The organism is Nocardia sp. NBC_00565 (assembly GCF_036345915.1).
GTDB lineage: Bacteria > Actinomycetota > Actinomycetes > Mycobacteriales > Mycobacteriaceae > Nocardia.
This window is the reverse complement of the sequence record NZ_CP107785.1, coordinates 6,047,214-6,073,739: the sequence shown is the minus strand read 5'-3', so window position 1 is coordinate 6,073,739 and position 26,526 is coordinate 6,047,214. Positions and strand designations below refer to the sequence as shown.

Below are 26,526 nucleotides of genomic sequence, written 5' to 3'. Positions count from 1 at the left end.
TCGTGTGCCGCGTGCTGATTGCGCCGCCGTCCGACGGGTATCCGATGTGATGCCAGGTTCGACGACGGCAAGGTATGCCCATGGTGTGGGAGCGCGGATCCGAGATCCTCGAAATCGGCCATATCGGCCACACGATCAATGAAGGACGATTGCGGGGTGGTTGTCTGCTGCCCGCACTCGGCTTTCTGATTTTCACCATGGTGGTCGCCGTGGTGGTGCTGATGTGGGTCAGCAATGCCGATTTCGGCACCGATCGGACAAAAGTTCCGCTGACTCCCGGGCCTTGTGAACCGTTCTGCACAGCAACCGTCGCGCCACCGAAACCCGCGCCATAACTGGAAAATTGCGCGCAAACCGCTCCCGAGTGGGTATCAAGGGGTATCAGGATGTCCTGTCGTGGAGATGGACATAGGGGAGAGGTTCGATGTTCGGCAACGACGACTATGGAGAACCGCGTCCGATCAACTGGGGTCGGTCCGCGGTCGTACTCGTACTAGTGCTCGCGCTGGCGGTCATTCTGATGGTGCTGGTTGTCACCGGCGATTTCGGCGATAAGACGCCGACGACCGTGCCGAGAACCCCCGGTCCCTGCGCGCCGTTCTGTCCGACGCATGTCGATCCAACGTAAGGCCCACCGGTCGGCCGTCGGGCGCATCGATCGGACGTTGGGATTCGGCCGGATACCAGCAGTCGACTCGGCCGACCCGGAAGCGGTTCGGCTATTGGCGGATTCGACCGAGGCGCGACCCGTTGCGGAGTATTCGCGCCGCGAACGGGATCAGATGGCGGTGCTGGACTACATCATCGGCAACTACGACCGTGGTCCGCGCTCGTGGCGCACCGGCCGCGACGGCACACCGATTGCGATCGACCACGGGCACTGTTTTCCGGAGCGCACGACCGAAATCGGCGGCATCCGATCGGACTTCGTCGATCGCGCACTCGGCGTGCCGCTCGACGCGCAGGTGCTCGCGGCCGTTCGCGCCGTCGATATCAACCGGATGTGGATCGAATTGCTCAGCGTCGGTGTGAGTTCGACCGCATCCGCCGCGGCGCTGGCCCGGCTCTCCGAGGTGGCCGCGCGCGGCATGATCACCGGACAGGCCTGGCCGCGGATTCTGCCCGGCGCCCATGACGCCTAGACCCAGACGCCCTTGCCTACCGTGACAACGCCGCCGTTGCTGACCGCGAAACGTTCCCGATCCCGGTCCAGATCGACGCCGATGATCTCGCCCTCGCCGACCACCACGTTCTTGTCCAGGATCGCGCGCCGCACCACCGCGCCGCGACCGATGCGCACGCCGGGCATGATCACACTGCCCTCGACGGTCGCACCGTCATCGACCATGACACCGGAGCTGAGCACCGAATTGCGCACGGTCGCGGCCGACAGAATGCATCCGGCCCCGATCACACACTCCTGCGCCAGCCCGCCCTGGGCGAATTTGGCGGGCGGCAGGTTCTCCGCCGCGCCGCGGATGGGCCAGTGCTTGTTGTAGAGGTTGAACACCGGGTGCACCGAGACGAGATCCATATGGGCCTCGTAGAAGGCGTCGATGGTGCCGACGTCACGCCAGTAGCCGCGATCGCGTTCGGTCGCGCCGGGCACCTCGTTGTCGGCGAAGTCGTAGACCGAGGCCTCGCCCGCGGCGACCAGCGCGGGAATGATGTCGCCGCCCATATCGTGATCGGAATCGGAATTGTCGGAGTCGGCGCGGATCGAATCCACCAGCACCTTGGTGGTGAAGACGTAGTTGCCCATCGAGGCGAAGGTGACGTTCGGATCGTCCGGCGTACCGGGCGGATGCGCGGGCTTCTCCAGGAACTGGGTGATCCGGCCGGCCTCGTCGGAATCGATGCAGCCGAACGCGCTGGCCTCGCTGCGCGGCACCCGGATACCGGCCACGGTGACACCGGCGCCGGAGTTGATGTGGTGCTGGACCATCTGCTCGGGATCCATCCGGTACACATGATCCGCGCCGAAGACGACGATGTAGTCCGGATCCTCGTCGTAGATCAGGTTCAGCGACTGCATGATCGCGTCGGCGCTGCCGGTGTACCAGCGCGGGCCGAGCCGCTGCTGCGCGGGCACCGGGGTGATGTATTCGCCGGCGAAACCCGACAGCCGCCAGGTCTGCGAGATGTGCCGGTCCAGCGAATGCGATTTGTACTGAGTCAGCACACACAGCCGTAGATAGCCCGCGTTCACCAGATTGCTGAGCACGAAATCGATCAGGCGGTACGCGCCGCCGAAAGGCACTGCTGGCTTCGCGCGATCCGCGGTGAGTGGGAACAGACGCTTACCCTCGCCACCGGCGAGCACGATCCCGAGTACGTGCGGCTGGCTCCTCACACCTGCCAAACTACCGCGCAACCCGGGTACAGGTGGCCCATGCACAAGTGAACGTCTAGTTTGAAGCCGTGAGATTCGGCACGAGCGGCGGGGATGCGGCGGCGGCAGCCGGTGATCACGACCAGCTGCGCGTCGCGATGTTGACGCGCGAATTTCCGCCCGAGGTGTACGGCGGGGCGGGTGTGCACGTCACCCAGTTGGCCGCGCAGTTGCGGCAGCTGTGCGAGGTGACCGTGCACTGCATGGGCGTGCCGCGCACCGATGCCGTAGTGCACCAACCGGATTCGATGCTCTACGCCGCCAACGCGGCGCTGCAGATGATGTCGACCCAGCTGCGCATGGCCGATGCCGCGGGGCAGGTGGACGTGGTGCACTCGCACACCTGGTATACCGGGCTGGCCGGACATCTCGCCGCGACCCTGTACGGGATCCCGCATGTGCTCACCGCGCATTCGCTGGAGCCGCGGCGGCCGTGGAAGGCCGAACAGCTCGGCGGCGGCTACCGGCTGTCCTCATGGTCGGAGCGCAACGCCGTCGAATACGCCGACGCGATTATCGCGGTGAGCGAGGGTATGCGCCACGATGTGCTCGACGCCTACCCGAGCATCGATCCGGACCGGGTCCACGTGGTGCGCAACGGCATCGACGCCGCCGTCTGGCATCCCGGACCGCCGGTCGGTGGATCGCGCTCGATCCTGAGCGAACTGGGGGTGCGTACCGACCGCCCGATCGTGGCCTTCGTCGGTCGCATCACCCGGCAGAAGGGCGTCGGGCATCTGCTCGCCGCGGCGCGCGACTTCGATCCGGAGATCCAGTTGGTGCTGTGCGCGGGCGCGCCGGATACCCGTGAGCTGGAGACCGAGGTCGCCGCGGCGGTCGCCGAACTCAGTCGGGTGCGCGGCAATGTGTTCTGGGTGCGCGAGATGCTACCGACCGAGCAGATCCGCCAGATCCTGGCCGCGGCCACGGTGTTCGTCTGTCCCTCGGTGTACGAGCCGCTCGGCATCGTGAATCTCGAGGCGATGGCGTGCGCGACCGCGGTGGTGGCCTCGGATGTGGGCGGCATTCCCGAGGTGGTCGTGGACGGGGAGACCGGCCGCCTGGTGCACTACGACGTGCACGCGGCGCCGCAGTACGAACAGGACCTCGCCGATGCGGTCAACGAGGTCGCCGGTGACCCGGTGCTCGCCGCCGAATTCGGTGCGGCCGGACGCCACCGGGCGATCGCCGAATTCGACTGGCTCCAGATCGCGGCTCAAACCGTCGCCATCTACGACGGACTTCGCAAGGCCTGACCTTTCGGCTGGTAGGTCGAGATCTGGACCGAGGCGGTTACCTCGAGGGTCTCCGGGATGGCCTCGAGGTGGGGTGTCGGGTGGTGGGCGGAGGGGCCCATCGCGACCACGTTGCCGACGTCGGCGCGGGTGAGTTTCATCGAGTACTCGACGAGGGTGCGCTCGACGGGGGTGAAGTGGCCGGACATGGCTTCGCCGAGTCGTCGATCCTTGTCCGGGTCGACCGTCACCATGGCCAATGGACCGATCAGCTCGGCCAGGTGGCGTGGGGTGGGGGTGGCGACGACGAACCTGCCATCGGTGGTGAGGGCCCTGGCGACCTCGCTCGGGTTGCGCGGTGCGAATACCGAGAGCACTCGGCGCAGCGCACCGTCGCGAACGGGCAGTCCGCGCCAAGCGTCGGCCAGTATCGCGGCGGCGCGCGGGTGGGCGCGGGCGCCGCGCCGGGCGGCAGGTTTGGCCACATCCAACGCGATCCCGATGGCCGGGACGGTGTCGAGCGCGGCGGCCAGGTAGTAGCCGGTGCCCGCACCGACCTCCAGCACGGCATCGCCGTCGAGCACCGGACCGGAGGGGGCATCGGCCGCGACCGCCGCGGCCACCGCATCGGCGATCGGCGCGAAATGTCCCCCACCTTGGAACGCGGCGCGCGCGTCGAGCATCGCCGCGGTGTCACCGGTCATCTTCGTCGACGCGCCGGTCAACAGACTGACGTAACCCTGTTTGGCGACGTCGAAACTGTGCCCGTGTCCGCAGCGCAGCATCCGGTCCCGCGACTCCATACCGGAGCCACATTCCGGGCAGGCCAGCAGACCGGCCACCGCAGCGAGTGCGCCGCGTGCGGGATCAGCTGGTGACACTCTTCAGTTCGTCACCGAGCGCTGCCGCTTCATCCGGCGTGAGCTCAACGACCAAACGCCCGCCACCCTCGAGTGGAACCCGCATTACGATTCCACGCCCTTCCTTGGTTGCCTCGAGGGGACCGTCCCCGGTGCGGGGCTTCATGGCCGCCATCCTCTGCTCCCTCCAGATCTGCGCGATATCCTGCGCACTTTCTTGGAACTCGTGCTGTCACCAACAAGCGAGCCCGCCGGCATTTGGCGAGCTACACCCGGCCTATTCTTCCCTATCGCCGGAGTGGACGGATACCTGAGTTCGAAATGTGACCGCTCGGCCTGTGTTGGGCCACTCACCGCTGACGATCTGGAGCGACCTGCGAGCAGTCGCTACGGGACCCAGCAATCTGCCAGGTGATCGTCGACCATTCCGGTCGCCTGCATCAGCGCGTAGGCGGTTGTCGGGCCGACGAAGCGGAACCCGCGCCGCTTCAATTCTTTTGCCAGAGCTACGGATTCGGGAGTGGTCGCGGGCACATCGGTGACCGCGCGCGGGCGTGGCCGTGGCGCCGGTGCAAAGGACCAGATCAACTCGTCGAGTCCGATATCGAGCGCAGCCGCGACCCGCGCGTTGGCAATCGCCGCGTCGATCTTGGCTCGGTTGCGGACGATACCGGGATCGGCGAGCAGCCGGGCCACGTCGTCAGCACCGAAGGCGGCCACCCGGTCGATCGCGAACCCGGCAAACGCGGTGCGGAACGCCGGTCGCTTACGCAGGATGGTGATCCACGCCAGACCCGATTGGAACGCCTCGAGGCACATCCGTTCGAACATGGTGTCGTCACCGTGCAGCGGCTTACCCCACTCGAGATCGTGATAGTCGCGATAAAGCTGGGACCCCGCCGACCACGGACAGCGAATCCTGCCATCGGACTCGGTCGTCCCCACCACGTTCCCGGCGATCTCGGCGGTCATTTCGTATCCAGCCCGAACTGCCCCTGCGGGTGGACGGCAGGCGGATAGGGCGGCGCGAGCGGCGCGTGCGACTGGGTTACGGACGGCTGGGCGGCCGGAAGGTACGGCTGAGTGACCGGCGTGTACGGCTGGCCGGTCAGCACCTCCGGTTGCGTGACCGAGCCGGGCGGCTGGACGCTCGGTGCCTGTGACTGGACGCTCGGTGCCTGCGGCTGGGTGACCGAGCCGGGCGGTTGGACGCTCGGTGCCTGTGACTGGACGCTTGGTGCCTGCGGCTGGGCAATTACGCCATGGGCCATCGTGGGTTGCTGGTGGCCGCTCGGTGCCTGCGGATGGGCGATCGTGCCGTTGGGCGGAGTGGTCGGGGGCTGCGGATGCGCGGTCGGTGCGTGTGATTGGGCGGTTGGTGCGTCCGACTGGGGGAATTGTTTGTGTGACTGTGTAGTCGTGCCGTTGGGTGGGATGGTTGTGGGTTGCTGGTGGGCCGGTGCCTGCGGCTGCTGGTGCTGGGAGTTCAGGGGCTGGGCGGAGCGGGCTTCGGCCAGTTGGAACTGCAGCTCATCGATCCTGGCGGCGAGGCGGGTCAGTGCCCAGTCGACCTCGCCTGCCTTATAGCCACGCACCACCTGCTGGAACCGCAGGGCGCGAACGTCGGCGCCGGTGATTCCCTCGGCGGGCAGCACGGTGGCCGTCGTGCCCTCGGGCAGCGGTCCGAGTTCCTCGGCCCGCCCGAACACCGCACTGGCCAGCAAGAACAACACCGCGGCGACCAAGCCGACGATCAACACGTACAGCAGCAGCGTGAGCATGCACCCGAGCTTATTGGCTCGCCCCGACACCAGCCACGCGCTGCCCCGCGGAAATCAGCCTTCGAAATCCATCGGGACGACTGATTTCGCACGAGGATGGGTAGCTGGTCGGGTACGCCCAAGACTCGAGCAGACAGTGACGCAGGACCTACGTCGCATGCATTTACATAGCCTGGATATTCGAGGAGGCGGATCAGTGCCGGGTGGTGTCGATGCTCAGGGACATGCCCGCGAGACCGCGGCGGCGGACGGCGAGTTTTTCGGTGATCTCGAGCAGCGCCTTGGCGGCCGGATTCTCCGGATCGCGCAGCACGATCGGGGTACCTTCGTCGCCTGACTCGCGCAACGACTGCTCGATCGGAATCTGGCCCAGCAGTGGCACATTCGCGCCCACCGCGCGGGTGAGGCGTTCGGCGACGGCCTGACCGCCACCAGAGCCGTAGAGGTCCATCCGGGTGCCGTCGGGCAGATCGAGCCAGGACATGTTCTCGATGACGCCCGCGATCCGCTGGCGGGTCTGCAGCGCGATCGCACCCGCGCGCTCGGCGACCTCGGCGGCCGCGGGCTGCGGGGTGGTGACGACCAGGATCTCCGCGTTCGGAATCAGCTGCGCGATGGAGATCGCGACATCGCCGGTGCCGGGCGGCAGATCGAGCAGCAGCACATCCAGATCGCCCCAGAACACATCGGCGAGGAACTGCTGCAGCGCGCGGTGCAGCATCGGACCGCGCCACACCACCGGCGTATTGCCCTGGGTGAACTGCGCGATCGAGATCAGTTTCACATTGTGTGACTGCGGCGGCATGATCATCCGCTCGACCTGTGTCGGTCGCGCGTCGGTGCCGAGCATCCGGGGGATCGAGTGGCCGTAGATATCCGCGTCCAGCACACCGACCGACAATCCGCGCGCGGCCATGGCCGCGGCGAGATTGACCGTGACACTGGACTTTCCGACGCCGCCCTTACCCGAGGCCACCGCGTAGACACGGGTGAGCGAACCGGGCTGGGCGAACGGGATCACCGGATCGGCGGAGTCGCCGCGCAGCTGCTTGCGCAGATTGGTGCGTTGCTCGTCGTCCATCACGTCTAGTTCGACCGTGACCGCGCCGACGCCCGCGACGTCGGCGACCGCCTTGGTCACCCGCTGGGTGATCTCGGTGCGCAGCGGGCAACCCGCCGTCGTCAGGTAGACCTCGATATGGACATTGCTGTCGGCACCGATCGCGATGCTCTTCACCATGCCCAGTTCGGTGATCGGCTTGCGAATCTCGGGATCGTCGACCTTTGCGAGGGCGCCCCGCACATCCACTTCCGTTACCACTGGCATAACAGGAATTTTACGTCGTGTCAGATTCGCGGCAGGTCACCGGGCTTCGGTGCGATGCCCGAGGCGTAGGACCCGGCCCACGCCATCACATTGGCGACGTAGGCCATGGAGTTGTTGTAGCGCAGAATCGCGCGGGTCTGCTGGGTGAGATCGCGCATGTTCAACCCGCCGTCGCACAAGTACTTTCCGGCGGTCAGCGCCGCGTCGAAGAGGTTCTGCGGATCGGCGATACCGTCGCCGTTGCCGTCGGCGGCGTAGTGCTTCCAGGTCTCCGGCAGGAACTGCATCGGGCCGATCGCGCGGTCGTATCCGCTGAGTCCGTCCAGCGCGCCGCCGTCGGAATCGCGGATGACGTGGTTGCCCGAGAGGCTGCCGTCGAGCACCGGTCCGTAGACCGGCGTCAGCGGATTCCCGTCCGTGTCCGCCTTACCACCGAAGGCGTGCGTCGACTCGACCCGGCCGATGCCGGCGAGTAGATACCACGGGATGCCGCAGACCGGATTCTCCGCGGCGAGCGTACGTTCGGCGTTCTGGTAGGCCGCGACGGCGACGCCGGGAACGCCGAGCGGGCCGGGCGGCAATGCCGCCGGTTGCCTACCATCCGGCAGCGCAACGGTTTTCACCACCGGCGGCGCACTGGGCACCTGCTTTGCCATGGCGTGCGCGACGAATTCGGTCGCCGCTTCCGGTTCCGCGGCGACCTCGGGTCTGGGCCCCTGGTCGTCCTGATCGTCCCCCGAAACATGTTGCAGGACAGAAGATGCGCTCTGATTGGCGCTGCCCCCGTCGGATGCGGCGACTGCCACGAGTCCAGCGGGAACCAATCCGGTCAATGCGATAACGGAGCTGCGCTTGATGGTCGCAGGCGACTGTTTACGGTGACGCCCCACTGTGCGGTGACCCTCCAATTGACTCGGCAACGAGCCCTTCGTGATGGACGAAGTAGAGGTTACCTCATTCGAGACCTTTTTGTTACTGCTTCGTTATCGGGTTTCGAGTGTGGCGTTACTATCGGGTATCGGTCCTGGTGAGCCCTACTGGGCCGGTGCGGGCAGCGGGATCACGATGCCGAACGGCAGCGTGATGCCCGGTGCGGGCGGCGGCGTCGCGGCCTCGGTCGGTGCCGGCTCGGGTGCGCCGGGCAGGCCGGGCTCGGGCGTCTTCTCCGGGGTGCTCTGCGCCGCCTCGCCCGGCGATTGCGCGGGGATCTGCTCGTCGGGCATGGGTGCGGGCTGCGTCGCCCCCGGTTGGTTCGCATTCGGTTGGGCCGGGGTGCAGTTGGCGACTTGCGGCTGCGGCGGTTGCTGCTGATCCGGGTGCTCGGGATCTGGCTGCTGCTGAGCTGGCTGCTGGGGATTCTTCGGCTCGCCGTTGCCCGCACCGAAGGTCTGTGCCAGTGCGGCGAGCGACTGTGCCAGATCGCCGGGCGCGGGCAGCTGCGTGGGTGCCACCTGCTGGGTATCGCACTGCGGCTTGGGCGCGGGCGGCGGGCAGAAGATGCCGCACGGGATCGGCGGCAGGCCGGGGATGATGATCATCACCTGGGTCGGTGTCGGCGGGGTCGCCCTGTTCGGTGCCAACTCGGTGGTGGTCGCCGGTGCAGTGGTGGACGTGGCCAACATATCCGGGCTCGCCTGGATCGGCGCGGTGCCCGGCGGGATGAGATCGGGGGAGATCCGCACCTGGCTCGGCGTGCCGCCGGTGCGGTAGGCCGCCGACCAGCTCAATACATTGGCCGCGTAGGACAGCGAGTTGTTGTAGCGCAGCACCGCGCGCAGCTCCTGCTGCGGATCGCGCAGGTTCAGCCCGCCCGAGCAGAGGTACTTGCCCGCGGCGAGCGAGGCGTCGAAGACATTGTGCGGATCGGCGATACCGTCCCCGTTGCCGTCGGCGGCGTACCGGCCCCAGGTCCCGGGCAGGAACTGCATCGGGCCGATGGCGCGCACCGCGCTGCCGTCGGCGGCCTTGATCACCTCGTTGCCCGGCAGCGAGCCGTCGAGGGCGGGGCCGAAGATCGGTGTCACTGTGGTGCCCGCGGCATCGGTGCGGCCGCTGCCCGCATGGCCCGATTCGATCCGGCCGATTCCGGCCAGCAGGCTCCAGGACAGGCCGCAGCCGGGCATCGAGGATTCCAGTGCGAGTTCGGCATTGCGATAGGCCGCGAGCACGATTTCCGGAATGCCCAACGCACCGCCGGTGGCTGGTAACGCGATGTCCTGCAACGGCACCGAACCCGCGAACAACGGTGTGCCATCGGCGAGCGGAGTCATTGCTCGAAGTTTGCGGGGCATTTCCGGCGTGACCGGAAGGAGACCAACTGTCCGAGACAATGGCACGTCGGCGGTGTTGCCGGATGTTCCGTCGGTGGCGGCTGGACCGGTCGACGCCGCGAGCAGCGCCTCGGGTGCCTTGTCCGGAGTGTTGGACTGGGTGGCGTTGGTGGCGGAGCCGGTAGCGACCAGACCCGCGACGACCAGGGCCGAGACGGTTATCGGAGCAGATATTCGCATTCGGCCACACCAATCCTCGACGTCATGGGAGCGTCTGTCCGGGACATCCCCTGGCCGGCCGCTCGGGACAACGCCGTCTAGGTTACCCGTGGGTCAGAATGTTATAGAGCATTTCCTGTCAATCGTCAGCAACTGGCGGTGAAACCGGGTCTACGGCTGGCTTTCGGCCGGAGGTTTTCTTGCGAGGCGCCTTGGCGGGTTTATCGGCCTGTGATTCGCGATCCGGGGATTCGGCGGCCTCGATCCGGTCCAGCACCTCCCGCATCTCCTCCAGTTCCCGGCGCAGGTAGTCGCGCGTAGCAACCTCACCGATCGCGATCCGCAGCGACGCGAGTTCGCGGGCGAGGAATTCGGTATCCGCCTTGGTCTGGGCGGCCCTGGAGCGGTCCTCCTCCAGCGACACGCGGTCGCGGTTGTCCTGCCGATTCTGTGCCAACAGGATCAGCGGCGCGGCATAAGCGGCCTGGGTGGAGAACGCGAGATTGAGCAGGATGAACGGATACGGGTCCCAGCGCAGCGCCAGCACGAAGACGTTCAGCACGATCCAGATGATCACCACGATGGTCTGGATCGCCAGATAGCGGCCGGTGCCGAGGAATCGGGCGACGCGCTCGCTGGAGCGGGCCAGCGCCTCGGCGTCGTAGTCGAAGCGGAATCGGTACTCCAGCGGCGTTTCCAGACGCTGGCGCGCCGGACTCTTCTCACTCACCGTCGGCCCCCTCGTGCCCAGGGATCGTTTCGTGCGCCATATCCTCTTGCTCGCGCCAATCCTCCGGCAGCAGATGATCGAGCACATCGTCGACGCTGACCGCGCCGAGCAGGTGGTTCTCCGCGTCCACCACCGGCCCGCAGACCAGGTTGTAGGTCGCGAAGTAGCGCGTCACCGCGCTGAGCGGGAGATCGGGGCGCAGCGGAGCCAGATCGGTGTCGAGGATGCCGCCGACCAGGTGTGCCGGTGGTTCGCGCAGCAGTCGCTGCAGGTGCACCGAGCCGAGGAACCGGCCGGTCGGGGTGGCGGTCGGCGGGCGGACCACGAACACCATGGAGGCCAGCGCGGGCGTCAGATCCGGGTTGCGCACGCGGGCCAGCGCTTCGGCGACGGTAGTGGCCGGGGTCAGCACCACCGGTTTCGGGGTCATCAGACCACCCGCGGTGTCGGGGGAGTGCTGCAGCAGCCTGCGGACCGGTTCGGACTCCTCCGGATCCATCAGCGCGAGCAGCGATTCCCGCTCGCCGGTCGGCAATTCGCCGAGCAGGTCGGCGGCGTCGTCGGGATCCATCGCCTCGAGCACATCTGCGGCCCGGCGCACTTCGAGGTGGCCGAGCAGATCGACCTGGTCGTCGTCGGGGAGTTCCTGCACGACATCGGCGAGTCGCTCGTCGTCGAGCGCGATGGCCACCTCGATGCGCCGTTTCTCCGGCAGTTCGCGCAGCAAATGCGCGACATCGGCGGGGCGCATGCCCTCGAACTGTTCGAGCAGCTGGGTGACGTCCTGGCCGGGGCGGCCGATCTCGTACGGGGTCAGCCCGCTGACCTGGGTCCAGTCCGCCACGTGCACGGTGCGGCGGCGGCCGAGCCTGCGGTGTCCGCGCACCGCGACCCTGGTCACCCGCCAGTCCCTGGTCCGGGTTTGTTCGATGCCGAGATCGACCACGAGCACATCGATGTCCGCGAGGTCCGGCAGATCCGGATCGTCAACGCGTACCGAGGAATCCACGATCTGCGCGAGTGCCAGCATTTCGCCGGGGCGCTGGTGGAAGCGGCGCAGGCTCACCGTGCCGGTATTGAGCGCGACGACACCGGGTTCGATCGTGGTCACCCGCAGCATCGGCACGAAAATCCGCCGCCGGGACGGCAATTCGACGACGAGACCGTGCACCCGAGGCTGCTGGCGGTCATAGCGGATGGCCACGACGACGTCACGGATGCGGCCGATAGACTCGCCGTCGGGGCCGAGTACCACCAGCCCGGCGAGTCTGGCGACGTACACCCTGGTTGTTGCCATGGCTGTCAGGTTAGAGGTTCGCGGGCCGCGGGTAGGCACCCATGCCACGATCGACGGGAGTGATCATGAAGTCGCGCCGCTCGGTGCTCGCCTGCCCCGGTAGCAGCAAGAAGATAATCGATAAGGCCAAGGGTAGAGCCGCCCGAATGATGGGTACGACGCGTTTCACACCCCCGAACATCGGTTCGGAATAGCAGAATAGAGATATGACGAATCCCTTGGGGAACTCGAATCGCGCGCGCCAAGGCCTGCCGACGCCGCCGTCGGGGTGGCCGGTCGGCTCGTATCCGACCTACGCCGAGGCGCAGAAGGCCGTCGATTTCCTGGCCGATAACCAGTTCCCCGTGCAAGACGTGACCATCGTCGGCGTCGACCTGATGCAGGTCGAGCGTGTGCTGTACCGGCTGACCTGGGGCAAGGTGATCGGCGGTGGGGTTGTTTCGGGCGCGTGGCTCGGCCTGTTCCTCGGCCTTCTATTGAGCCTTTTCACCACCAGCGGCGGCTTCGCGCCGGTGCTGGTCGGCCTGGTCGGCGGCATCATCTTCGGCGTCATCTCCACCTCGATCCCGTACGCGGCGACCAAGGGGCAGCGCGACTTCGCCTCCACCATGCAGTTGGTGGCGGGGCGATACGACGTGCTGTGCGACCCGAAGTCGGCCGAGCAGGCGCGGGACATGCTGGCGCGGTTGGCGATCTGAGCGCATGGAAGTAGTGGACAGGGTCCGTACCGAGATGCTGGACCATTTCGGCGTGGACACCGCGGCCGTCGACTCGGCGTCGGTGACCTTCCTCGGGTTGGAACCGATCGAGATTCTGCGCATCCCGGGCGCGGAGCTGGTGCACTACGTGACCCTCGGCGGATCACGCCATCCCATGGGCGATCCCGGTGACCTGCACGCCGATCCGGTGCGCGGGCCGCGCGCCGAATTGGTGCTGACACTGCGTGCCGGGGTCGGACCGAGTTCCGGACTGGCGCGCACACTCGGCGTGCTCGTCGCGGCGCCCGCGGTGGAAGGCGTTGTGCTGCAAGCCGATGCGCTGTTGGATCTGGGTGAGCCGATGTGGCGGGATTCGCCGTTCACCGCGGTGTTGTTGGGGGAGAGCGAGATTCCCGAGGTGGTGCTGCCCGAGCCCGCCGAACCGGTCCGGTATCTCGCGGTGGTGCCGGTGACCGCGACCGAGGCGGCCTGGGTGCGGGTGCGCGGTGCGCAGGCGTTGCGCGAAGCATGGGCGGAGGCCGGAATCGACGTGCGCGATCCCGCGAGAGGCGCTGCGTCGCTGTAGATTCCGCTGTTGGTCACAGCCAGTTGTTGCGGTGGAAATTGATGTACAGCCCGACGCAGATGGTGGCGATGAGCAGCAGCACCGCCGGATAGCCCCAGACCTGCTTCAGCTCCGGCATATGCTCGAAGTTCATCCCGTAGATGCCCGCGATCATCGTCGGCACCGCCGCGATGGCAACCCAGGACGAGATCTTGCGCATATCGGTGTTCTGTTGCACACCGACCTTGGCGAGGGCCGCACTGATCAGCGCGCTGAGCGCCTCGTCGAAGTCGTTGATCCGCTCGGCCACTGCGGTGTGATGGTCGGCGACATCGCGCATATAGCGCCGAATCTCCTTGGGCAATGGCATTGTCGTATTGCGGCCGAGTGCTTCGAGCGGACTCGCGAGTGGATTGACCGCGCGCCTCAGCTCTACGACCTCACGCTTGAGCTGATAGATCGATTCGATGGCCACCTTGCTGCGCGGTGTGAAGACCTCTTCCTCCATCTCATCGATATCGTTCTCGACGGACTGGGCCACCTCGATGTAGGAATCCACGACGTGGTCGGCGACCGCGTGCAAGACCGCGCCGGGACCGTACATGAGCTGCTCGGGCTGGCTCTCCAACTCCTTTCGGACACCGGCGAGTCCGGTGTGCTCGCCATGGCGTACGGTCACCGTGAAGTTGGGTCCGGTGAAGACCATGATGTCGCCGGTCTCGACGATCTCACTGACCGAGTGGATTTCGTGTGGGACGTAGCTGACAGTGCGCAGGACGAGGAACAGGGTGTCGTCGTAGCGCTCCAGCTTCGGCCGCTGATGGGCTTTGACCGCGTCCTCGACGGCCAGCGGATGCAACTCGAATATCTTCGCGACATCGGCCATCTGGTATTCGTCCGGCTCGTGCAGTCCGACCCACACGAATCCGGTTCCGCGATTGCTGACCTCGGCCATCGCATCCGCATGGCTGAAGTGGCCGGGTAGCCGTCTGCCGTCGACGTAGACAGCGCAATCGATCACCGCACGTGCGGTGGGGACCATGATGCGGGGCAGCGGCGTATGCGCTCGGCCCTGGCTGCGGAACGACGGTAGCGGCGGAATAGATGGCACCGGTCGATGCTACGTCGCGTGCGCGTGCGGCTCGCGCTGAGCGGCACTGTAAGACTGAAGGCGTGCGCATCGACCTGCATACCCATTCCACCGCGTCCGACGGCACTGATACCCCAGCCGAACTCGTCCGGAACGCGGCAGCGGCAGGACTTGATGTCGTCGCGATCACCGACCACGACACCACCGCCGGGTGGACCGAGGCGGTCGACGCGCTGCCGACGGGTTTGACGCTGGTGCGCGGTATGGAGATGTCGTGCATCGGCCTGGGCGAGGACGGCTGGCCGGTCCCGGTGCATCTGCTGGCCTACCTGTTCGACCCAGCCGACCGGTGCTTCGCCGACGAGCGCGAGCGCTTGCGCGCCGAACGCGTGCAGCGGTTGCGCGCGATGGCCGAGCGGATGCGCGCCGACGGGCTACCCATCGATCCGGACGCGGTGCTCGCCTCGGCCGGACCGTCGGCGGGGCGTCCGCATCTGGCGCGTGCACTGGTCGAGGCCGGAGTGGTGCCGAGTGTCGACGCGGCCTTCGTCGAACTACTCGCCCCGCACGGTCGCTACTACGCCGAGAAGGCCGATACGCCGCTGCGCCGGGCCGTCGAGATGATCGCGACCGCGGGCGGGGTCAGTGTGCTCGCGCATACCAGGGCGCGTAAGCGCGGTCGGCTGCTCGCATTCGACGATATTCGCGAACTGGCCACGCTCGGACTCGGCGGTCTCGAGATCGATCATCCGGACCATGCCGCCGCCGACCGTGCGCTGCTGCAGGATTTGGCCGCCGAACTCGGACTCATCACCACGGGCTCGTCGGACTATCACGGCGCCAACAAAACCATTCGGCTCGGTGAATTCACCACTGATCCCGCGCAATTCGAGGTACTCGCGGGCAAAGCCACGGGAGTGCCGGTGATCGCCTCGTGAGGGTGCTGCGCGGACTCAGCGGAATCGTCGCCGGTGGGATGTTCGTGCTGGCCCTCGTGGTTGTCGGTACCGCGATAATCGCCGCTCGGCGCGACTTTCCCGGACCGGGGAGCGAATCGGTGACGTGGCATATCGCCGCCTCCGTGATCGGCATTGCGGCACAAATTTTTTCGGATCAGCATCGGGGTTTGGCCGCTTTATCCGGATCGCTGGTCGTTTTCATTGTCGCTGGATTATTGCTCTGGACGCAGTGGTGGGGCTGATATATCCGTAAAGGTTGCGGCCGCGTGAATTGTGGTCGAACATTTCTCCTTGTGAACGAAATCGAGACGGATGTGCTCGTTCTCGGCGGTGGTCCCGCCGGAGCTTGGGCCGCCGTCTCGGCCGCCGCCGCCGGCGCCCGGGTGATGCTCGTCGACAAGGGGCGCTGCGGTGCGAGTGGGCCGACCGCGTGCGGGACGATCTCGCTGTGGAATATCCCGCCGGGACCCGCCAGGGACGAGGCGGTGCGCCGCGCGTATGCGCACGGTGGCGGGCTCGCCGAACCGGAGTGGATGCTGCGGGTGCTCGACGAGACCCATCGGCGGGTAGAACAGTTGGTGGAGTGGGGGTTTCGGTTTCCGGGGGAGGGCAACGGACCGAATGCCACGGGGACCTCGTTGCGGGTCTGCCTCGATGGCGCGAGCTACCTGCGGCGGATGCGCCACAGCCTGCTCGACGCGGGGGTGCGCGTGCTCGATCACCATCCCGCGCTGCAACTGCTCGTCGATCGTGACGGCGTGATCGCCGGGGCGGCCGGGGTGCAGCAGTACAACAACTTTCGCCCGTGGACCATCCGGGCCGGCGCGGTCGTGGTCGCCACCGGTGGCTGCGCCTTCCTCTCCGGCGGTGCCGGCACCGATGTCGACACCGGTGACGGACTGCTGCTTGCCGCCGAGGCGGGCGCGCAATTGTCGGGTATGGAATTCTCCAGCGCCTACGGTCTCGCGCCGATGCTGCCTTCGCCGCGCAATGCCTTCGCCCCCGGACTCGCCCTGCACTTCGCGACGCTCTACGACGAATCCGGCGCGGAAATCACCGGCCATCGCGCCGCGGCATTCGCCGCGATCGCCGACGGCCGCCGGATCTTCGCGGCATTGGACGATGTGCCGTACGCGGTCCGGCGCTGGCTGTCGCGACAGGGTCTGGTCGACCGCACCCGCCGGGTGCCGCTGCGCGCGGTGCTCGAGGGCACGGTCCGGGGGACCGGCGGACTGCGCATCGCCGGTACGGACTGCGCGACCACGGTGGCCGGACTCTACGCCGCGGGCGATGTGACCACGCGGGAGCCGATCACCGGTGCGGTGAGCGGCTTCGGTGGACAGGGCGGGGCCTGGGCCATCGCCTCGGGAGTCTGGGCCGGGAAGGGCGCCACGCGATTCGCACACGGGCGTGGTATGACCGGTCCGGTGCGCGAGGTGGCGGGGGCCGGGCTGAATCCGGTGGCCCGCATCGACCCGCGCGCGGTGGTCGGGTTGGTGCAGGAACACACGCTGCCGCTGCGGCGCAGCTACTGGCGCAGTGCGGGGAGTCTGCGCGACAGCATCGCCGAACTCGATGGCATGTGGCCGGGGGCCGAATTCGATCTCGGCGGATCCGGAGCGGATCGGTTGCGCGCCAGGCAGGCGGCGGCGCTGCTCGCGGTGGCGCGCTGGACGAAATACAGCGCGCTCGCGCGCACGGAGAGCCGCGGAATGCACCGGCGCACCGATCATCCCGGCGCGACCGACGATTGGCGGGTGCGGCTCACTTCCGGCGGACTCGATTCGGTCTGGGTACGTTCGGACACGCCGCCACCTGCCGCGGAACTGGCCGAGGCGTCGCCGCGGCCCGAGCTCACCGCGGCGGATCCGCTCCCGATGTGACAGCTCACCGGATGTCGTCGCCGAACCGCGAGTTTCTGCTTACCCCCTGGTAATTCCGGCGACTTACCCTCGAAAGATGACGCGCGGCCGGGACACGACACGCCGGTTTGGCAATGCGTCCGCCCAGCTGGCAGAATGTTGCGGATTCCCACCCAAGCCACCGCCGGGTTCGGGGACAACGGCGATCTCCGCCTCACGACGCACCGTTGTGACCCGAGGATCACCCGCGCTAGCGACTGCTTGCAGGTCGCTCGAAATGATCTGCATGCTCTGTACGGACACACCCGTCCGGCTCTCGCGCTGCGGATCAGTGCCGCGCCACGTTCCGGTATTCGGCCGTCGGATGTCCGACGCCTCCGGTCTCGAAACGTCCCGGTCAGCGCACTCGATGAGCGTATGAATCAACAAGTATCCATTACCCGGCGGTAACCGTCCTCCGGTTTGTCCGACCCGAGCAGGAGTGAAATCGTGTCACCTGTGACTGACGCACCGAATGCCACTGCAAGCCTTTCCGAAATCACGCACGACGAGATTTTCGCGGGACATCTCGGTGGCAAGCTATCGGTCGAACTCACCGCACCACTGGAGACCCAGCGCGACCTGTCCATCGCCTACACCCCGGGTGTGGCGAAGGTCAGCCTGGCCATCGCCGAGGACGAGGCGCTGTGCAAGCGCTACACCTGGACCGACCGGCTCGTCGTCGTGGTCAGCGACGGCACCGCGGTGCTCGGCCTCGGTGACATCGGCCCGCGCGGCGCGCTGCCGGTGATGGAGGGCAAGGCGGCGCTGTTCAAGAAGTTCGCCGGGCTGAACTCGATTCCGATCGTGCTGGACACCAAGGACGTCGACGAGATCGTGGAGACGGTCATCCGGCTGCGCCCGAGCTTCGGCGCGGTGAATCTGGAGGACATCTCGGCGCCGCGCTGCTTCGAGATCGAGCAGCGGCTCATCGAGGCGCTGGACTGCCCGGTCATGCACGACGACCAGCACGGCACCGCCATCGTGGTGCTGGCCGCCCTCAACAATGCGGCCAAGGTGCAGGGCCGCGGCGTCGACGGCTTGAAGGTCGTGGTGTCCGGCGCCGGTGCCGCCGGTGTGGCGTGCACGAACATCATGCTGGCCGCGGGCGTCGCGGACATCACCGTGCTCGACTCGAAGGGCATCGTCAGCCGCGACCGCGCCGACCTCAACGACGTGAAGATCGACCTGGCGCAGCGCACCAACCCGCGCGGGCTGACCGGCGGCGCCGCCGAGGCGCTGGCCGGCGCCGATGTGTTCGTCGGGCTGTCCGCGGGCACCATCGCCGAGGAGTTCATCGCGTCGATGGCCCCGGAGTCGATCGTGTTCGCGATGTCGAACCCGAACCCGGAGATCCACCCGGAGATCGCGCACAAGTACGCGGCGATCGTGGCCACCGGGCGCAGCGACTTCCCGAACCAGATCAACAATGTGCTCGCGTTCCCCGGCGTCTTCAAGGGCGCACTGGACGCGGGTGCTCGCCGGATCACCGAGGGCATGAAGATCGCCGCCGCAAACGCCATTGCCGATGTGGTCGCCGACGAACTCGGCCCCGAGATGATCGTCCCCAGCCCGCTGGACCCCCGTGTCGCCCCGGCCGTCGCCGAGGCCGTCGCGGCCGCCGCTCGTGCGGAGGGTGTCGCGTAGTCCTATTCGGCAAGGCGGGGCCGTCCACGATGGTGGGCGGCCCCGCATTTCGTCGTGGGTCAGTGCGGTACGGATACGGCCGAGACGAACTGGGCGATCTCCCGGTCGGTGAGGTTCTTGGCGATATCCGATTCACAGATCATGCCGACCAGCCGCTTCTTGGCGTCGACCACCGGTAGCCGCTTGATCTGATCCCGCTCCATCAGGTCGAGTACCTCGCGGACGTCGGCGTCGTCGGACACCCAGCGCGGTGTGCCCTCCGCCAGGTCTCCTGCCCGTACCTTGCTCGGATCATGGCCTATCGCAATGCATTTCACGACGATGTCGCGGTCGGTCAGCATGCCGACGAGGCGGTCGTTGTTGCCGATCGGCAACGCGCCGACATCCAGCCTGCGCATCATCTGCGCGGCTCGGTCCAGCGTTTCGTCGGCGGGGATCCACTCCGCGCTCGCATGCATGATGTCGCGCGCCTTCAAAGGACGGTTCTGCACGGCAAACCTCCTGTCTCGGGTGAATGAACCCGCAGGACTCGAGGTTGCGCAGGAACTCGACACGAGGTGTCACAGATGCGCCGAGCCCCACGGGCTGACGAGTCCTACGGCCTGGACACATCGTGTCCTAGATCACAACAGGGGTCAAGGTCGCAGGCGGGCGGCCATGGGCGTGACGCCCTCGCCGGACAGCAGGTCCATCGCCGCCGTGCGGCCGGTGATCAGGAGTAATAGGGCGATGATCGGGCCGCGGATCTCCTGCCCGTTGCCGTGGGTCCAGTCGATATCGGTCGCGACCAGGCGGATTCCGTCGAGGCGGTGCTTGTCCCAGACCGGCCAGCCGATCGTCGCCGCGTGGGCGGCCGCGGCGGCAGCGGCGGTTGGTTCGATGTCGATCGTGCGACCGAGCGGTATCGCGATGTCCTGGCCGTGCACCATCGTGTCGAACAGGATGTTGCGGTAGTTGGTGAGCTTGGGCAGTTTCCGGGAGGCGGCGTTGGCGCGGAGCAGTGAAATGAGTTCCGCGGCAGGATAATCGGCGCCGTACCTGGTGAGTTCATCGATAAGGCGGTTGTAGTTGCCGCGAGCGCGGATTGTGGCGCCGAGCATGACACCGATCGGGGGCGGCTGCGGTGTCAGCGCGACGTGTGCGGCGACTTCGTGGACTCGCCAGCCCGCGCACAGTGAGGGCGTTTCCCACTGGCCGGGCGAGAGGTCGGTCAGCAGGTCGGCAATCGCCCGGCGCTGCTGTTCGATGACCTGCCAACAGGTTTCGCGGTCCATGGTATCTCCCGGTCAATGGAAGTCGATGCCGTGGCCCGATCGATCTGGCGCAGGTGGTCCGGTTGTGTTGGTGCCGACACGGGACGCCTCCCGTAGTATTGGTCAGATAGACTTACCAATATAGTAAGTTGCTCTGACCATATGTCAAGGAGTGGAATGGCCGACGACGAGATGAATGTGGGCCTGCTGATGTTCATCGCCCACCGATCGATGGAGGACCGGATCTTCGCTGACCTCGCCGAGGCCGGGTACAACGACGTCACCATCGCCCAGGCGCGGCTCGCGGCGCGCATCGGTCCCGACGGCACCCGCCTGACCGACTTGGCCCAACAGGCCCAGGTGACCAAACAGACCGCGGGATTCCTTGTCGACCAGCTCGAACGCACCGGCTACGTGGAGCGCGTACCGGACCCGAGCGACGGCCGGGCTCGGTTGGTCAAGCTGTCCGAACGAGGGGAGAAGATCGCGGCCTACTCGAATACCATCGCCGAGCGGATCCAGACCGAGTGGGCGACGCACCTCGGCGCACAGCGCATGCGGCAGTTGCGAGATGCGTTGAACCGGCTGCGTGAGATCACCGATCCCTACGCCTGACCGGTTCAGTCCGTGGTTTGCAGGATGGCGGCCGGCGTGACGATCGCCCCGTTCGCGCGGCGCAGGCGACCGGTGCCGGGAGCGCTGGCCCAGACCGTGCAGGCCAGTAGGCCGTCCATGAGCATGGCGAGGGCGGCGACCAGGAGTGCGCCGACCAGGACGCGGTCGTAGCGGTAGACGGCGATGCCGTCGAAAATGTAGCGGCCGAGGCCGCCCAGGTTGACGAAGGCGGCGATGGTCGCGGTGGCGATGACCTGGAGGGTGGCCCCGCGCAGACCGGTGAGCAGGATCGGCAGCGCGTTGGGAACCTCGACCCGGAACAGGATCTGGCGTTCGGTCATGCCCATGGCGCGTGAGGCGTCGACAACATCGGCCGCGACATTGGCGATTCCGGCGTAGGCACCGGCCAGCAACGGTGGAATGCCGACCGTCACGAGGGCGAGCAGTGGCGGGATCAGCCCGAGGCCGAGCAGCAGTACCAGGAAGGTGAGCAGGCCGAGGGTCGGCAGGGCGCGCATGGCATTGGCGAAGCCGACGAGCACCGCGGCACCCCGGCGGGTATGCCCGATCACCAAACCGAGCGGGATCGCGACCGCCGCGGAGAAGACGATGGTGAGGAAGCTGTACCAGAGGTGTTCGCCGATGCGGTGTTCGATGCCGGCCGGGCCGCTCCAGTTCGCGCCGTCGGTGAGGTAGTGCCAGGCGTCGATGAAAAGGTTCATGCGGCAGCGCCTTTCGCTTTGGCGGCCCTGGCGTCCGCGCGTGCCCACGGGGTCGCCCAGCGGCCGAGGGCGTAGACCAGCCGGTCGAAGATCAGCGCCAGCGCCAGTGTGACGATGATGCCCGCGATGATCTCGTCCGGATAGTCGCGCTGGTAGCCCTGGGTGAAGAGTTTGCCGAGTCCGCCGACACCGATCAGCGCGCCGACCGAAACCATCGCGATATTGGTGACCACCACGACACGCAGGCTGGATACGAAAACCGGTATGGCCAACGGCATATCGACGGTGACCGTGCGCCGCAGCGCACTGAACCCGACGGCATCGGCGGCGTCGACGACGATGGGCGATACCGAATCCAGCGCCGTCGGCACCGCGATCACCAGCAGCGCCGTCGAGTACACGGTGAGCGCGATGATCACATTCAGCGGATCGATGGTCGAGATCCCCGCCAGCGGCGGAATGATCACGAACAGCGCCAGTGACGGGATGGTGTAGGACAGACTGGCCACGGTCACCGTGATGCGCCGCAGCCAGGAGATCCGGCGCACCAACGCGCCCACCGGAATCGCGATGACCAGGCCGAGCGCCAGTGGCACCAATGCCAGATACAGATGGGTCTTGGTGAAACCCATGATCTCGGCGAAGTTGTCTATCAGATACCGCACGTCGTCTCCACCCATCCGCCGCGTTCGGGCGCACGCGAAATCGACGGCCGCCCGCGGCTCATGCGATGCCGTCCACCGGGGCGAGGCCCTGTTCGAAGGCGAGGCGGTTGCGTTCGGCGTCTTCGGCGGCGCGCTGGGCGGCCAGGATCTGCAGTACCTCGGTGGCCAGCACACCGCCGCGCACCGCGCCGGAATCATCAACGGCCACACCGATTCCCGATGGTGCGGAGATCGCCGCGTCCATGGCCTGGCGCAGGTCGCCCGCGGGCGTGAACAGTGATCCGCCTGCGACCGTGCTGTCGGCCAGGGCACGACCGGCCCGCACCGACTCCACGCCGGTCACATCGATCCATCCGGTCGGCCGATCGGAAGCGTCGACGATCAGCACCCAATCACCCAGTTCCAGCCTGAGTTCGGTCACCTCGTCGGCCGTCGCGGTCCGGATCTCGTGTAGCGGAACAGTATCGGCGGTCCGGAAGGACAGGCCGCGATAGCCGCGGTCCCGGCCGACGAAGTCGGCGACGAAATCCGTTGCGGGCTGGGCCAATACATGCTGCGGCGGATCGTACTGCTGCAGCACCCCGCCGCGGCCGAACACCGCGACCTTGTCGCCGAGGGTGATCGCTTCGTCGATATCGTGGGTGACGAAAACGATGGTCTTGTGCAATTCGGCTTGCAGCCTTTGCATTTCGAGCTGCAGCTCGGCCCGGACCACCGGGTCGACGGCACTGAACGGCTCGTCCATCAGCAGGACCGGCGGATCGGCGGCCAGTGCCCTGGCCACCCCCACGCGTTGCTGCTGGCCGCCGGACAACTGCGCGGGATACCGTCCGGCCAGTGAGCGGTCCAGCCCGACCCGGTCCAGCACCTCCAGCGCTGCCGCGCGGGCGGCCTTGCGCGAATCGCCGCGCAGCACCGGTACGGTCGCGACATTGTCGACGACCGTGCGGTGCGGCAGCAATCCAGCACTTTGGATCACGTACCCGATACCGAGTCGCAGCCGCACCGGATCGACCGCCGAAATATCCTGTCCGGCAATGGTGATGGTGCCCGTGGTAGGCGTGATCATCCGGTTGATCATCCGCATCGAGGTGGTCTTGCCGCAGCCCGACGGTCCGACGAAGACGGTGAACGAGCCGGATTCGATGCGCAGATCTAGGTCGGTAACGGCATGGGTGCCATCCGGATAGGTCTTGCTGATACCGCGGAATTCGATATCGGACACGCTGGTTCCTATCCGGTCGGCGTATTCAGACCCTGGGCCGCAACCCATTGCTGCGCTGCGGCTTTGGGTTCGGTCTTACTACTGCCGGAGACGGCCTCGTTGAGTTTGATCAGCTCGTCGGTGGTGAGTTTCGCGGAGACGGCGTTGAGCGCGGCGAGCGCCTTGTCGGTCTTCTTGGCGGCGTTGAACAGCGGCACCACATTCTGCGCGGGGAAATTGTGCTTCGGATCCTCGAGCACAACCAGGTTGTTCTGCACGATCGCGGGGGAGGTGGTGAAGATATCGGCCGCGGTCACCGAGCCGTCGACCAGCGCGCGCACGGTCGCCGGGCCGCCACCGTCGGCGATCGGGACGAAGTTGTTGGCGGCGATATCGAGGCTGTAATTCTTCTTCAGACCGGGCAGACCGCCTGCGCGCTCCTGGAATTCGGCGGGCGCACCGAATTTCACCTCGGCCGTGTGCGCGGCCAGATCGGCGATGCTGTGCAGGTTCCAGCGCTCCGCGGTGGCCTTGGTGACGACGACCGCGTCGGAGTCCTGACCCGGGGCCGGCGTGCCGACGGCCAGTTCGGAGCCGAGCGCCTTGGTGAGCGCGGCGTCGACGTCGGCGGAGCTGGTCGCGGTGGCGTTCTTGTCCAGATACTGCAGCAGGTTGCCGTTGTACTCCGGGATCACCGAGATCGCGCACTGGCGCAGCGCCGGAATGTAGGCCTCGCGACTGCCGATGTTCAGCTTGGTGTCGACCTTGAATCCGTTGGCCTTCAACACTTCCGCATAGATGTTCGCGACCGTCTCGGATTCGGGGAAGTTCGCCGAGCCGACGATCAGCGTGTCGCCAGCACAATCGCCCTTGGCCGCAAGCGGATCGGAGTTGCCACACGCGGACAGGATCATGGCTGCGGCCAGTGCCGCGGCGGCGATGAGGACCCGGGCGGTGCGCAGCGTCAGCCGCAGCGCAAACCGCCCGTGCCTCGCGGCATCGGGGGTGATCGTGGTTTTCACTGGAGTCCTTCCGGCATGGACGGGCGGTGCGAGGAGCCGTGAACGCTGAGCCCATCAGCGTTCGGGCCACCCGGTACATTCTGGTTGTTCATATTGCCCGCTGCATGGTGTTCCTGTTCGCTACAGAGAGTTGGTGTCGCCGGATGGTGTTGACCGCGTCGAGGCGGGTGCTGGCTCGGGTGTTGGTCGTGACGGCCGTCGGACTGGCCGTTTCCTGTGGAAACGACAATCAGGGCTCGACGATAGTGGTTGGCGCCGGAGATTCGGCCGAATCAAATCTGCTTGCGCAAATCTATTCCGGCGCATTGGCGCGCACCGGCGCGCGCACTTCGATCACCGCGAATCTCGGCAATCGCGCGGACTATCTCGGTGCGCTGGACTCGGGTGCCGTCGCGGTGGTCGGTGAGCACAGCGGCGAACTGCTCACCTTTCTGAACGGGAATGCGCGGGCGCGAACGCCGGAGGTGGCAGACAAATCGGAGCCGGTGCGGCTGTCGGTGACCGAGGAGCTGAGTCGATCGCTGCCGGAAGGGCTCGCGGTCTCCGATCCGGCCGACGGCACCGATATGCGACCGCGGGTGCTGCTGGCTGAGACCGCGGCGACTCGGGACAACGTGCGGTCGGTCGGCGCGCTCACACCGCACTGCGGCGAGATCGAGGCCGGGGTGGCTCCGGTACCCGGTGTGCTGCGCGCGCCCACCGGGCCGGTGTCGGTTGTCGGCTGCGCTTTCGCCGGGACCAGCGCCTATCCCGATGCGCCTGCCTTGCGAAAGGCCCTGCTGGACGGCGAGATCCAGGCCGGAATACTGACCGGGCCGCCCACGCTGGCCTCCGGTTCGACCGATGGGCTGATCGTGCTCTCCGATGGCGACTACGCCGTGCGCGCCGAGAACGTGCTCGCGGTGTACCGCAAGGGTCTGCTCGATGATCAGCAGATCCGGAAGCTGAATTATGTCGCGGGCGAACTCGCCACCGACGAGTTGGTCGGGATGATCCAGCGGGTCCGCGACGGTGCGGCCGCCGCCGACGTGGCGCGCGCCTGGCTGGATCAGCACGCGCTCTAGCTCTTTCATCCGGTAATCCCTGGTCCCGGGCGGCGTACCGCTCGGGACCATCGTCATGTCGCCGATCCCTGTCTGGTCTAGCGATCAGTCCTTGCGGCCGGACTGTTCCGCGCCGTATATTCCACGCGGAGTATTTGATACGGAGTATGTCGGTGGCCAGGGCTACTGTGCGTGCTCTCAGGAATCGATGGCTCGCCCGTCGCGAGCGTTGTGCAGGAGGTGACTGAATGGGGCAGCACGCGCACCCGACGGTGACGCCATTGGCGATTTCCGTGCTCGCGCTGCTCGAAGAGCGGCCCATGCATCCCTATGAGATGTATCAGCTGTTGATCGCCCGGCACGAGGATCTGCTCGTGAAGGTGCGACCGGGCTCGCTCTATCACACGGTCGCGCGGCTGGCGGTCCAGGAACTGGTGCGGTCCGAAGGCGTCGACCGGGAGGGCAATCGCCCGGAGCGCACCACCTATCGGATCACCGAAAGTGGCCGGGAGGCATTGCGTTCCAGGATTGCCGAGCTGCTGCGTAGTCCGGCGCGGGAGTTCCCGGTGTTCCCGGTCGCGCTCGCGGAGGCGCACAACCTGCCGAGACCGGATGTAGTCGCGCTGTTGCGCGAGCGCGTCCAAAAGCTTTCGGAGGACCTCGCCGAGGTGGCGATGATGTGCCGGTGGGCGGGCGAGCACTCCGTGCCGCGTCGATTCTGGATCGTGCTCCCGTACCTGCAGGCCACCGTCACGGCCGAGATCGCCTGGGTGGAGAACCTGATCTCCGAACTCGACAGTGACGAGCTGGAGTGGGAGGAATTCGATCCGGTCACCGGTGCCCGGATCACCCCCGACCACCATCACCCCTGGGCCACCGACGGGCATGCGGAACCACCGCCGGTGCCGCGGCGCTCGACGAAGACCGGAGCTTCGTCCCCCTGATGTGCGCAGGCGTGCGGGAGTGTGCACCGCCGCACCCGAATTCGATCCGCCGCCCCGCGGCATCCGGACCAACTTCCCAGATAGGAA

29 protein-coding genes and 1 pseudogene are annotated in these 26,526 nt (G+C 67.0%); 13 read left to right on the top strand and 17 right to left on the bottom strand.

All coding sequences use genetic code 11. From position 1 onward, the window contains the following. Window positions 1-80: 80 nt before the first annotated feature. From OG874_RS28115 to OG874_RS28105, 3 genes are all read left to right on the top strand, one after another. A complete protein-coding gene (locus tag OG874_RS28115) occupies window positions 81-335 on the top strand; it encodes a hypothetical protein (protein ID WP_330250115.1) in 255 nt (84 codons plus the stop codon). A gap of 89 nt (window positions 336-424) precedes the next feature. After that, entirely contained in the window at window positions 425-628 is a 204-nt protein-coding gene (locus tag OG874_RS28110; RefSeq protein WP_330250114.1) for a hypothetical protein, read from the top strand. Next, entirely contained in the window at window positions 612-1,142 is a 531-nt protein-coding gene (locus OG874_RS28105) for a hypothetical protein (protein ID WP_330250113.1), read from the top strand. The genes OG874_RS28110 and OG874_RS28105 overlap by 17 nt, the downstream gene beginning before the upstream one ends. On the opposite strand, the gene glgC is transcribed toward OG874_RS28105, so the two are convergent. Next, window positions 1,139-2,353: a glucose-1-phosphate adenylyltransferase gene (gene glgC / locus OG874_RS28100; protein ID WP_330250112.1), complete on the bottom strand. Its 1,215-nt coding sequence runs from the start codon at window positions 2,351-2,353 to the stop codon at window positions 1,139-1,141. The two genes, OG874_RS28105 and glgC, sit on opposite strands and share 4 nt — an antisense overlap. A gap of 125 nt (window positions 2,354-2,478) precedes the next feature. On the opposite strand from glgC, the gene glgA reads away from it, so the two are divergent. Then, complete coding sequence (gene glgA, locus OG874_RS28095; RefSeq protein ID WP_330257451.1) at window positions 2,479-3,648, top strand: glycogen synthase; 1,170 nt, start codon at window positions 2,479-2,481, stop codon at window positions 3,646-3,648. Here glgA and OG874_RS28090 read toward each other — a convergent pair. The 9 genes and pseudogenes from OG874_RS28090 to OG874_RS28050 form a co-directional block, all read right to left on the bottom strand. Continuing rightward, the gene (locus OG874_RS28090; RefSeq protein WP_330250111.1) at window positions 3,624-4,508 is read right to left on the bottom strand and encodes a putative RNA methyltransferase; all 885 of its coding nucleotides are present in this window, start codon (window positions 4,506-4,508) and stop codon (window positions 3,624-3,626) included. The two genes, glgA and OG874_RS28090, sit on opposite strands and share 25 nt — an antisense overlap. Beyond that, window positions 4,495-4,662, bottom strand: a complete 168-nt coding sequence (locus OG874_RS28085) for a DUF3117 domain-containing protein (protein WP_011211259.1) — start codon at window positions 4,660-4,662, stop codon at window positions 4,495-4,497. Before OG874_RS28085 ends, OG874_RS28090 begins: the two co-directional genes overlap by 14 nt. Window positions 4,663-4,874: 212 nt before the next feature. Beyond that, window positions 4,875-5,459: a DNA-3-methyladenine glycosylase I gene (locus tag OG874_RS28080; RefSeq protein ID WP_330250110.1), complete on the bottom strand. Its 585-nt coding sequence runs from the start codon at window positions 5,457-5,459 to the stop codon at window positions 4,875-4,877. Window positions 5,460-5,977: 518 nt separating this feature from the next. Further along, window positions 5,978-6,268, bottom strand: a pseudogene (locus tag OG874_RS28075) (DivIVA domain-containing protein); the annotation flags it as partial. A gap of 193 nt (window positions 6,269-6,461) precedes the next feature. Next, the gene (locus tag OG874_RS28070; protein ID WP_330250109.1) at window positions 6,462-7,595 is read right to left on the bottom strand and encodes an Mrp/NBP35 family ATP-binding protein; all 1,134 of its coding nucleotides are present in this window, start codon (window positions 7,593-7,595) and stop codon (window positions 6,462-6,464) included. Between the two features lie 20 nt (window positions 7,596-7,615). Then, complete coding sequence (locus OG874_RS28065) at window positions 7,616-8,485, bottom strand: lytic transglycosylase domain-containing protein (protein ID WP_330250108.1); 870 nt, start codon at window positions 8,483-8,485, stop codon at window positions 7,616-7,618. A gap of 144 nt (window positions 8,486-8,629) precedes the next feature. Then, complete coding sequence (locus OG874_RS28060; protein ID WP_330250107.1) at window positions 8,630-10,105, bottom strand: lytic transglycosylase domain-containing protein; 1,476 nt, start codon at window positions 10,103-10,105, stop codon at window positions 8,630-8,632. 118 nt (window positions 10,106-10,223) lie between these two features. Next, window positions 10,224-10,814 (bottom strand): DUF1003 domain-containing protein, encoded by a 591-nt coding sequence (locus OG874_RS28055; RefSeq protein WP_330250106.1) that lies wholly within the window; start codon window positions 10,812-10,814, stop codon window positions 10,224-10,226. Continuing rightward, a complete protein-coding gene (locus OG874_RS28050) occupies window positions 10,807-12,111 on the bottom strand; it encodes a magnesium transporter MgtE N-terminal domain-containing protein (RefSeq protein ID WP_330250105.1) in 1,305 nt (434 codons plus the stop codon). The genes OG874_RS28055 and OG874_RS28050 overlap by 8 nt, the downstream gene beginning before the upstream one ends. 206 nt (window positions 12,112-12,317) lie before the next feature. Between OG874_RS28050 and OG874_RS28045 the strand changes: the two genes are divergently transcribed. Together OG874_RS28045 and OG874_RS28040 are read left to right on the top strand one after the other, a co-directional pair. Next, a complete protein-coding gene (locus OG874_RS28045) occupies window positions 12,318-12,809 on the top strand; it encodes a general stress protein (RefSeq protein ID WP_330250104.1) in 492 nt (163 codons plus the stop codon). Window positions 12,810-12,813: 4 nt separating this feature from the next. Next, window positions 12,814-13,395 carry a suppressor of fused domain protein gene (locus OG874_RS28040; protein ID WP_442943124.1) on the top strand — a complete coding sequence of 194 codons (582 nt, stop codon included), beginning with the start codon at window positions 12,814-12,816 and terminating at the stop codon, window positions 13,393-13,395. 13 nt (window positions 13,396-13,408) lie between these two features. Here OG874_RS28040 and OG874_RS28035 read toward each other — a convergent pair whose 3' ends face one another. Continuing rightward, window positions 13,409-14,485, bottom strand: coding sequence for a magnesium and cobalt transport protein CorA (locus OG874_RS28035; protein WP_442943122.1), 1,077 nt, complete (start codon window positions 14,483-14,485; stop codon window positions 13,409-13,411). Between the two features lie 62 nt (window positions 14,486-14,547). On the opposite strand from OG874_RS28035, the gene OG874_RS28030 reads away from it, so the two are divergent. From OG874_RS28030 to OG874_RS28015, 4 genes are all read left to right on the top strand, one after another. Continuing rightward, the gene (locus OG874_RS28030; RefSeq protein ID WP_330250103.1) at window positions 14,548-15,402 is read left to right on the top strand and encodes a PHP domain-containing protein; all 855 of its coding nucleotides are present in this window, start codon (window positions 14,548-14,550) and stop codon (window positions 15,400-15,402) included. Beyond that, on the top strand, window positions 15,399-15,665 hold the full coding sequence (locus OG874_RS28025; protein WP_330250102.1) for a hypothetical protein: 267 nt from the start codon (window positions 15,399-15,401) through the stop codon (window positions 15,663-15,665). The genes OG874_RS28030 and OG874_RS28025 overlap by 4 nt, the downstream gene beginning before the upstream one ends. Window positions 15,666-15,716: 51 nt before the next feature. Then, a complete protein-coding gene (locus OG874_RS28020) occupies window positions 15,717-17,306 on the top strand; it encodes an FAD-binding protein (protein ID WP_330250101.1) in 1,590 nt (529 codons plus the stop codon). Window positions 17,307-17,774: 468 nt separating this feature from the next. Beyond that, window positions 17,775-18,971, top strand: a complete 1,197-nt coding sequence (locus tag OG874_RS28015) for an NAD(P)-dependent malic enzyme (protein ID WP_442943121.1) — start codon at window positions 17,775-17,777, stop codon at window positions 18,969-18,971. A gap of 59 nt (window positions 18,972-19,030) precedes the next feature. Here the strand turns inward: OG874_RS28015 and OG874_RS28010 are convergent, their stop codons facing one another. Beyond that, on the bottom strand, window positions 19,031-19,429 hold the full coding sequence (locus OG874_RS28010) for a CBS domain-containing protein (RefSeq protein WP_330257447.1): 399 nt from the start codon (window positions 19,427-19,429) through the stop codon (window positions 19,031-19,033). 177 nt (window positions 19,430-19,606) lie between these two features. After that, entirely contained in the window at window positions 19,607-20,245 is a 639-nt protein-coding gene (locus OG874_RS28005; RefSeq protein WP_330250100.1) for a maleylpyruvate isomerase family mycothiol-dependent enzyme, read from the bottom strand. A gap of 156 nt (window positions 20,246-20,401) precedes the next feature. On the opposite strand from OG874_RS28005, the gene OG874_RS28000 reads away from it, so the two are divergent. After that, window positions 20,402-20,839, top strand: coding sequence for a MarR family winged helix-turn-helix transcriptional regulator (locus OG874_RS28000; RefSeq protein ID WP_330250099.1), 438 nt, complete (start codon window positions 20,402-20,404; stop codon window positions 20,837-20,839). Between the two features lie 5 nt (window positions 20,840-20,844). On the opposite strand, the gene OG874_RS27995 is transcribed toward OG874_RS28000, so the two are convergent. From OG874_RS27995 to OG874_RS27980, 4 genes are read right to left on the bottom strand one after another with little or no spacing between them, the layout of a single operon-like run. Further along, window positions 20,845-21,561 (bottom strand): ABC transporter permease, encoded by a 717-nt coding sequence (locus OG874_RS27995; protein ID WP_330250098.1) that lies wholly within the window; start codon window positions 21,559-21,561, stop codon window positions 20,845-20,847. After that, window positions 21,558-22,226: an ABC transporter permease gene (locus OG874_RS27990; protein ID WP_330250097.1), complete on the bottom strand. Its 669-nt coding sequence runs from the start codon at window positions 22,224-22,226 to the stop codon at window positions 21,558-21,560. The genes OG874_RS27995 and OG874_RS27990 overlap by 4 nt, the downstream gene beginning before the upstream one ends. A gap of 58 nt (window positions 22,227-22,284) precedes the next feature. Next, the gene (locus tag OG874_RS27985; protein ID WP_330250096.1) at window positions 22,285-23,451 is read right to left on the bottom strand and encodes an ABC transporter ATP-binding protein; all 1,167 of its coding nucleotides are present in this window, start codon (window positions 23,449-23,451) and stop codon (window positions 22,285-22,287) included. Window positions 23,452-23,459: 8 nt separating this feature from the next. Beyond that, window positions 23,460-24,392 carry an ABC transporter substrate-binding protein gene (locus OG874_RS27980; protein ID WP_442943435.1) on the bottom strand — a complete coding sequence of 311 codons (933 nt, stop codon included), beginning with the start codon at window positions 24,390-24,392 and terminating at the stop codon, window positions 23,460-23,462. A gap of 98 nt (window positions 24,393-24,490) precedes the next feature. Between OG874_RS27980 and OG874_RS27975 the strand changes: the two genes are divergently transcribed. Both OG874_RS27975 and OG874_RS27970 read left to right on the top strand, forming a co-directional pair. Beyond that, window positions 24,491-25,516 (top strand): glycine betaine ABC transporter substrate-binding protein, encoded by a 1,026-nt coding sequence (locus tag OG874_RS27975; protein ID WP_330250095.1) that lies wholly within the window; start codon window positions 24,491-24,493, stop codon window positions 25,514-25,516. A gap of 227 nt (window positions 25,517-25,743) precedes the next feature. Continuing rightward, entirely contained in the window at window positions 25,744-26,439 is a 696-nt protein-coding gene (locus tag OG874_RS27970) for a PadR family transcriptional regulator (RefSeq protein ID WP_330250094.1), read from the top strand. Window positions 26,440-26,526: the final 87 nt, after the last annotated feature.

Coding starts and splice junctions, on each gene's coding strand:
- OG874_RS28045 (WP_330250104.1), top strand. CDS start 12,318: ATGACGAATCCCTTGGGGAACTCGAATCGCGCGCGCCAAGGCCTGCCG.
- OG874_RS28050 (WP_330250105.1), bottom strand. CDS start 12,111: ATGGCAACAACCAGGGTGTACGTCGCCAGACTCGCCGGGCTGGTGGTA.
- OG874_RS28010 (WP_330257447.1), bottom strand. CDS start 19,429: ATGCATGCGAGCGCGGAGTGGATCCCCGCCGACGAAACGCTGGACCGA.
- OG874_RS28040 (WP_442943124.1), top strand. CDS start 12,814: ATGGAAGTAGTGGACAGGGTCCGTACCGAGATGCTGGACCATTTCGGC.
- OG874_RS28070 (WP_330250109.1), bottom strand. CDS start 7,595: ATGCCAGTGGTAACGGAAGTGGATGTGCGGGGCGCCCTCGCAAAGGTC.
- OG874_RS28115 (WP_330250115.1), top strand. CDS start 81: ATGGTGTGGGAGCGCGGATCCGAGATCCTCGAAATCGGCCATATCGGC.
- OG874_RS27995 (WP_330250098.1), bottom strand. CDS start 21,561: ATGAACCTTTTCATCGACGCCTGGCACTACCTCACCGACGGCGCGAAC.
- OG874_RS27970 (WP_330250094.1), top strand. CDS start 25,744: ATGGGGCAGCACGCGCACCCGACGGTGACGCCATTGGCGATTTCCGTG.
- OG874_RS28085 (WP_011211259.1), bottom strand. CDS start 4,662: ATGGCGGCCATGAAGCCCCGCACCGGGGACGGTCCCCTCGAGGCAACC.
- OG874_RS28080 (WP_330250110.1), bottom strand. CDS start 5,459: ATGACCGCCGAGATCGCCGGGAACGTGGTGGGGACGACCGAGTCCGAT.
- OG874_RS28000 (WP_330250099.1), top strand. CDS start 20,402: ATGGCCGACGACGAGATGAATGTGGGCCTGCTGATGTTCATCGCCCAC.
- OG874_RS28005 (WP_330250100.1), bottom strand. CDS start 20,245: ATGGACCGCGAAACCTGTTGGCAGGTCATCGAACAGCAGCGCCGGGCG.
- OG874_RS28060 (WP_330250107.1), bottom strand. CDS start 10,105: ATGCGAATATCTGCTCCGATAACCGTCTCGGCCCTGGTCGTCGCGGGT.
- OG874_RS28110 (WP_330250114.1), top strand. CDS start 425: ATGTTCGGCAACGACGACTATGGAGAACCGCGTCCGATCAACTGGGGT.
- OG874_RS28105 (WP_330250113.1), top strand. CDS start 612: ATGTCGATCCAACGTAAGGCCCACCGGTCGGCCGTCGGGCGCATCGAT.